This window comes from Vibrio sp. 10N.261.52.A1 (assembly GCF_002876325.1).
In the GTDB taxonomy this organism is placed as follows: Bacteria; Pseudomonadota; Gammaproteobacteria; order Enterobacterales; family Vibrionaceae; genus Vibrio; species Vibrio chagasii.
This window is the reverse complement of the sequence record NZ_MCYD01001049.1, coordinates 1-7525: the sequence shown is the minus strand read 5'-3', so window position 1 is coordinate 7525 and position 7525 is coordinate 1. Positions and strand designations below refer to the sequence as shown.

General features: G+C 44.4%; 4 protein-coding genes and 1 pseudogene. 4 read left to right on the top strand and 1 reads right to left on the bottom strand.

The window, feature by feature from the left end:
* The 4 genes from BCT81_RS22760 to rsmF form a co-directional block, all read left to right on the top strand.
* A partial coding sequence (locus tag BCT81_RS22760; protein ID WP_102425945.1) for an ABC transporter ATP-binding protein occupies window positions 1-1374 on the top strand: 1374 nt, incomplete at its 5' end.
* Between the two features lie 66 nt (window positions 1375-1440).
* The gene (locus BCT81_RS22755) at window positions 1441-2715 is read left to right on the top strand and encodes a paraquat-inducible protein A (RefSeq protein WP_102425944.1); all 1275 of its coding nucleotides are present in this window, start codon (window positions 1441-1443) and stop codon (window positions 2713-2715) included.
* Window positions 2702-5359 carry an MlaD family protein gene (locus BCT81_RS22750; protein ID WP_102425943.1) on the top strand — a complete coding sequence of 886 codons (2658 nt, stop codon included), beginning with the start codon at window positions 2702-2704 and terminating at the stop codon, window positions 5357-5359. Before BCT81_RS22755 ends, BCT81_RS22750 begins: the two co-directional genes overlap by 14 nt.
* Before the next feature lie 159 nt (window positions 5360-5518).
* A complete protein-coding gene (gene rsmF, locus BCT81_RS22740; protein WP_102425942.1) occupies window positions 5519-6940 on the top strand; it encodes a 16S rRNA (cytosine(1407)-C(5))-methyltransferase RsmF in 1422 nt (473 codons plus the stop codon).
* Window positions 6941-7243: 303 nt separating this feature from the next.
* On the opposite strand, the pseudogene BCT81_RS22735 reads toward rsmF, so the two are convergent.
* A pseudogene (locus tag BCT81_RS22735) lies at window positions 7244-7525 on the bottom strand (GntR family transcriptional regulator); the annotation flags it as partial.

Below are 7525 nucleotides of genomic sequence, written 5' to 3'. Positions count from 1 at the left end.
CACTTAATCACAGACATAGAGACCATCGATAAGTTTATTGGTTCAACACTGTCTAAATTCCTAATCAGCTTTTTAACGGTGTTCGGCACAGCGATCGTTCTTTTGTGGTTAGAGTGGCGTTTAGGCCTGTTTATTCTACTGGTCAATCCTGTTGTCATTTACTTCTCACGTAAACTAGGCAGTAAAGTTAAGCACCTAAAGAAACACGAGAACCAATCGTTTGAACGTTTTCAGAACCGATTAGTTGAAACACTAGACGGCATCTATCAACTGCGTGCAGCTAACAAAGAACGTATTTTCCTTGATGAACTCAAGGTTCAAGCGAACCAAGTAAGAATCGATGCTGACAAATACGCATGGCAATCAGAAGCTGCTGGTCGAGTTTCTTTTCTGCTCTTCTTACTAGGTTTTGAACTGTTTCGCGCGGTAGCCATGCTAATGGTGCTATTCAGTGACTTAACCATTGGTCAAATCTTTGCTGTATTCGGCTACTTGTGGTTTATGTTAGGCCCGGTACAAGAGCTGCTCGGTATTCAATTCTCTTGGTATAGCGCTAAAGCAGCGCTGCAACGTATAAATGATCTTCTACAACTAGAAGAAGAGAAACGCCCTGTCAGCAAAGTGAACCCGTTCAATGATGATCAAGAAGTGACGGTCGACATTGATAACGTTACATTCTCTTACACATTAGAAAACACTGTTTTAAATAACCTCTCGCTGCACATACCTGCTGGTAAAAAAGTGGCATTGGTTGGGGCGAGTGGTGGCGGTAAGTCCACGCTAATCCAATTGCTGATTGGGGTTTATCAAGCTGACTCAGGATGTATTCGCTATAACGGTGAAACTACCGATGAAATCAGTTTTGATATTATACGCAATCAAATTGCTGTTGTTTTACAACAACCTATACTCTTCAACGATACATTAAGGCATAATCTGACCCTTGGCGCTGACTATGATGAAATGTCGTTGTGGCGTGCGCTTGAAGTCTCTCAAATGCAAGACGTGATCAAGCAGTTGAGTAACGGCTTAGATACTCAAATTGGTAGGAACGGTGTTCGCCTTTCAGGTGGTCAACGACAACGTCTAGCCATTGCTCGTATGGTGCTGAGCAACCCTAAGTTTGTTATTCTTGATGAAGCAACATCAGCATTAGATACGGCAACAGAGTCTGCACTGCATAAAGCGTTGAGTGAGTTTTTGAAAGACCGCACAACTTTAATCGTGGCTCATCGCTTATCAGCGGTGAAACAAGCCGATCTAATCTATGTTTTAGAAGATGGACAAGTCACACAGACGGGAACACATGGTGAACTGGTTGAACAACAAGGACTTTATCAAACACTCTATGGCAGTGTGCAATCGCACGCCTGATAGTTATTGTCCTAACCACATACACCACACTTCTAAACTGACACACAATTCAATGCGGGAGGTCGCATGACTTCCCCATCTGTAACCCAAAGTATATCAACGACCAAGCATAAAAGTGACAGCAGCTCTGTTCGTTTGTGTCAGGGTTGTGAACTTCCTATCGACAAGGTGGACATCCCACTAGGAAAATCCGCCTACTGCCCAAGGTGCGGTACCCAACTTTACCGAGGTGGTACCCCTAGCCTTTCTGGAAACCTCGCAATCGCGATAACCTGCTTGTTGCTGTTTATCCCTTCTCACTTTTTCGATTTTATTAGCATTCGTCTTATCGGGGTGATGATCCCTGCTACGCTACCTTCCGGCGTATTTACCTTGATGGGTGAAGGCTTCCCGCTCCTCGGTTTGCTTATCCTGTTCTGCAGTTCCATTGCCCCTTTATTGGTATGTGGCTCTGTGCTCATTAGCCATTTTTCACTTCGTTTCGCACTTTTTACGCCGTTCCGCTACGCGCTGGCAATCATTCAAACCTTAAAACACTGGATGATGCTGGATGTATTCTTAGTCAGCGTTGCTATCTCGTGCTTCAAGCTACAAGACTATTCAGACATCTTTGTTGGCCCCGGCTTAATTGGCCTTATCTTGTTGCAGCTGTTTAGCGTTTTACTGGTGAGCCGAATTAGTGTTCGACGTTACTGGGAAGCATGGGCAAAAGAGTCGGAATACAGCTTTACCGAAAGCAAGAACGTGCACTGCCATAACTGCCATCTTTCTCAGCCCGAAGGTCACGCTTGTGTTCGTTGTCATCATGCTTTGTATCACCGCAAGCCTTACTCAATACAAAAGACATGGGCACTGCTTTTTGCTGCCGCCGTTGCGATTGTGCCAGCGAACGTGATTCCTATATCTATTCTTATTACAAACGGCCAACGACTCGAAGATACGATCATTTCCGGTGTCGCCTCTTTGATTAATAGCGACATGTACGGCATCGCTGCCATCATTTTTATTGCGAGTATTGTCGTTCCCGTGGCTAAAATTCTTGGGCTTGCTTACATACTGATTTGTATTCAAATGAAACGAGCTCTCTACCACAGACAACGAATGACCATCTATTTTATCGTGAAGTGGGTGGGAAAATGGTCTGTTATGGATCTGTTCGTTATTTCGATCATGATGACACTGGTCGACCGTGGACAAATTTTAAACTTCACACCAGGTTATGGTGCAGTCGCTTTCGGCGTTGTTGTGGTTCTCACAATGCTGGCAGCGGAAAGCTTAGATCCTAGGCTAATTTGGGATAACTATACCTCTAAAGATGAGTCAGTGAATGAACGACAATAACCAATCACAAACATCATATTCACCGGAAGTCAGAAAAAACAAAGGCATTTCCCCTTTGTGGATTCTCCCGATCCTCACCATCGCGCTTGCGGGCTGGCTCGTAATGAAGTCAGTCCATGATGCAGGCCAACGTGTGCAGATCTACTTCTCAGATGCGGCAGGCTTAGTCGCAGGACGCACCACAATTCGCTACCAAGGCTTAGAAGTGGGTATGGTTCGCGATATTACCCTCTCGAAAGACTTATCTAATATCTATGTTGATGCTGATATTTATCCGGAAGCGAAAAAGCTGCTGTCTAAAGGCACTCGATTTTGGTTAGTGAAGCCGACAGCAAGCTTGTCTGGAATTTCTGGGCTAGATGCACTTGTATCTGGTAACTACATTGCGATTCACCCAAGTGAGAGGAAACAAGAGCCAGAAACTGTTTTCCAAGCTTTGGAGTCTGCACCTTCTGACTTGTTAGCTGCCGATGGCTTGAACATATCACTGACAACAAAAGATTTGGGTGGCGTCTCTGTTGGCTCTCAGATTGTTTATCGTAAGATCCCAATCGGTGAGGTATACAACTACCAACTTAACGAAAGCGGAAAGTCAGTCACGATTCAAGCGGCTATTAAAGATGAATACAGCCATATCATTACCGACCAAAGCCGTTTCTGGAATGTTAGTGGCTTAGGAGCAAGCATTGGGTTTTCAGGCGTTGATGTTCGTTTAGAGAGCCTAAGCGCTCTATTAGGTGGTTCTATCGCCGTAGACTCACCTGGAGATGGTCAGCCAGTTGAGATGAACACCAAATTCAAACTCTACCCAGATCTAAAAACTGCTGGTCGTGGTATTTCTATTAAGATTGCTGTTCCTGATGACAATAAGATCAGTGCAACTGGCGCTCCAATCATGTATCGCGGCATCGAAATCGGTCAAATTACCGACTTATCACTCAGCGAAGGCCGAGAAAACGTTGTTGCTTCAGCAGCTATCCAGCCTGCTTTCAGCGACTTCCTAAACAGTGGTAGTAAGTTCATTCTTGAGGAAGCCGAACTATCACTGACGGGTATGAAGAATATCGCGAACTTAGTAACAGGCAACTTCTTAACGCTAGTCCCTGGTGAGGGTGAAAAAGCGCGCCGCTTTACCGCGATTCGCAAAACGGAATACAGCCAAGAACAGGAAAAATCAGTAGCGATTCGCTTAACCTCTAATAACTCTTTCGGTTTAGATGTTGGTACGCAGCTACTTTACAAAGGGATTGCAGTCGGCTCTATCATCAAAGTCGGTTTAGTTGATGGCGTTGGCACAGGAAGCGACAAGCATGAAGTGTTCATGGATGCGTTGATCGATAATGAATACGCGCATCTCATAAAAAGCAACAACCGCTTTTTCGTAACAGGTAGCGCGAGTGCAGAATTAACTGAGTCTGGGTTAAGCGTTACCGTTCCACCTGCAAAACAACTATTGACTGGCTCAATTAGCTTTGTAAGTGAAGGTAAGGCTCAAGCAAGACCAAGTTACCAATTGTTCCAAAGCAAATCACTGGCAGAAATCGCCAAGTTCAACCAATCGGGTTCGAAGACACTGTCACTGTTTGCCAGCGAATTACCGTCAATTTCTAAAGGTAGTCCACTACTCTACCGCAACCTACAAGTCGGTAGTGTGAGTGATTTTCAGCTTGCTGACGGCGGCGTAAGAATCCAAGTCACCATTGAAAACCGCTACACGCACCTAATCAACAAACACACGGTTTTCTGGAACCGTTCAGGTGTTGAGGTTGACGCGTCTTTGTCTGGTATCAGCATCAAAGCGGCTCCGGTTAAAACTCTGATTCAAGGCGGTATCGCGTTTGATTCACTGCCAGGTATCGACAACAAACTGGGTGATGTTTGGAAACTCTATACTGATTCTAAATCTGCTCGTAAATTTGGTCGTGCCATCACGATTACTTCTTCGGGCGATCAAGAGATTAGCAAAGGTACACCAATTAAATATCAAGGCGTCAATGTCGGTGAAGTGACTTTAGTCGTTCCGAATTTCACTAAAGGTGGCATTGAGATTACGGCTCGTATCCTTCCTGAGTATGTCGATAAGATAGCCGTTGCTGGCAGTCATTTTTGGCTAGCTGAGCCAGAGATTGGTTTGAATGGGATTAAGAATGTCTCTTCTCTGATTTCTAAGCACATTAAAGTTGAACCGGGTAAAGGAAACAAAACCACAGCATTCAAGCTAAGTAATGGTCCAGTTCAGCCTGAAGGCAAGATTTTCACACTACAAAGCGAGAGCCGTGGTTCGGTATCAGAAGGTACGCCAATTCTGTTCCGCGAACTAGAAATTGGTACAGTGATTGACGTTCAACTTGGTGAGTTTGCAGATCGTATTATCTCTACCATTCAAATCAAACCAGAGTTCGCTTACTTAATTCGTGCCAACAGTGTGTTCTGGAATGTATCAGGTGTGGATGTGTCTATCGGCTTGTCTGGTGCAAACATCAAGGCAGGTACTGTCGATAGCTTAATCAGAGGTGGTATTACTTTCTCAACACCGCCAACCGATGAACTGCAGCCTTTGGCAGAAGAAGACCAGTCATTCTACTTGTACCCTAAAGCGGAAGACGAGTGGAAATCGTGGAGAACAGCCATCCCTCGCCCATAGACTTGACTCATAGCTCCAGTTCTCTGAGCGAATAACCGACAATTCACATCTAAATGCAGCCTCAGGGCTGCATTTTTATTGTTTAAAGCAAATTTGGTTTAGGACAGTCTCATTTTGCTTTAAACTGCCCGCATTCACGCTAAAAATCGAGATACCCTTTTGCACGCTAACGTATATATCCCAGAAGAATTCCTTACTCATATTGAAAGCATCATGCCTAGCCATTTAGATATGGCTTCATTTGTCGCTTCTTGTCAAAAGCCACTTCGTAAAAGTATTCGAGTGAACACTCTTAAGATCAGTGTTGAAGACTTTCTGGTGCGCGCAAAAGATAAAGGTTGGGAACTGGAACCAGTACCTTGGTGTGAAACGGGTTTTTGGATCACTGCAGATGAAACTGAAGCGCCACTGGGTAATACTGCCGAGCATATGTCTGGCTTGTTCTACATCCAAGAAGCTAGCTCAATGATGCCACCGTCAGCGCTTTTCCAAGGTGAAGATAACTATCAAGCAGTTCTAGATACCGCTGCGGCTCCAGGTTCTAAAACCACTCAAATTGCTGCGCTGATGAACAACCGTGGTGTGTTGGTTGCCAATGAATACGCAGCAAGCCGAGTTAAAGTGCTTCACGCTAACATTGAACGCTGCGGCGTAAGAAATGCAGCACTCAGTAATTTTGATGGTCGCGTGTTTGGTGGCTGGTTACCTGAACAATTCGACGCTGTATTGCTAGATGCACCCTGCTCTGGCGAAGGCACAATTCGTAAAGATGCCGACGCAATGAAGAACTGGACGTATCAATCGGTTGTCGAGATTGCAGACACGCAAAAAGACCTGATTGAAAGTGCATTCCACGCTCTAAAACCAAATGGTGTATTGGTCTACTCAACTTGTACGTTAAGCACAGAAGAAAACCAACAGGTATGTCATCACTTAAAAGAGACCTTTGGTGATGCGGTGGAGTTTGAATCTCTAGAGTCCCTATTCGATAACGCGAAAACAACCACAACAGAAGAAGGCTTCCTACACATATTCCCTCAGGTTTATGATTCTGAAGGCTTCTTCGTTGCACGTATCCGAAAATTAGCGTCTGTGACACCACCAGAAGTGAAAAAGCGTTTAGGTAAGTTCCCATTCGAAAAGGCTTCGAAGAAAGCACAACAAGAAGTTGCTGAACAGCTTTTAAGTGCATTGGATATCGAGCTACCATCAGATACTCGAGTCTGGACTCGTGACAAAGACGTCTGGTTATTTCCTGAAGCACTGGAGCCAATGATCGGTGAATTCCGTTTCTCTCGCATGGGCATCAAGATCGCAGAAACCCATAAAAAAGGCTACCGCTGGCAACACCAAGTGGCAACGACATTAGCCACAGGCAACGAAGCTAACATCGTTGAGCTCACTATCGAAGATGCTCGTGAGTGGTTCATGGGTAGAGATGTTCGTCCAGAAGGCTTATCAGGCAAAGGTGAAGTGCTGGTCAAATACAATGGTGCAATCATTGGCCTTGGTAAGTGGGTTGGCAATCGAGTTAAAAACGGTCTGCCGCGAGAGTTAGTGCGTGATAAAAACCTGTTCTAGACAGAAATTACGCCCTATCCTTGAATAGACGAACAAACAAAAGCCCAAACAACTCTCGTTGCTTGGGCTTTTTCTATTGAACTTAAGTCATGCGATCTATGTAAAAAGGTCTTCGATGCACACTTAATTACAAAACAATCAATTTAAGTCGCTATTTTTACAGTCAAAACCGCATATTTAGAAAATTAAACTAAACTTCATCTAGTAAATAAAGAATTGAAACGATTAGCGTAGGCTCTTCGGAGCCCTTTCCCCTAAGCCCAAACAGGAAAGTTTGGGCTTTTTTTTGACCGAGGGCTTGGCTTATTTAGCTAGGCTGATGCCTTCTTTATCGATAGAGATCTTGCCAGCTTTGTACAGACCACCGATGGTCTTTTTGAATGTACCTTTACTGGTTCTGAAAGCAGAGAAGATCGCTTCAGGTGAAGACTTATCATTCAGAGGCAAAAATCCGCCTTTCTTTTCAAGCAAGTCTAAGATCTTGATGCTTAGGTCATCCATCTTAGCTACGCCCACTTTCTGAAGAGAAAGGTCAATCTTACCGTCTTCTTCACGAATATTTTTAATATAGCCTTTCAGCGTCTT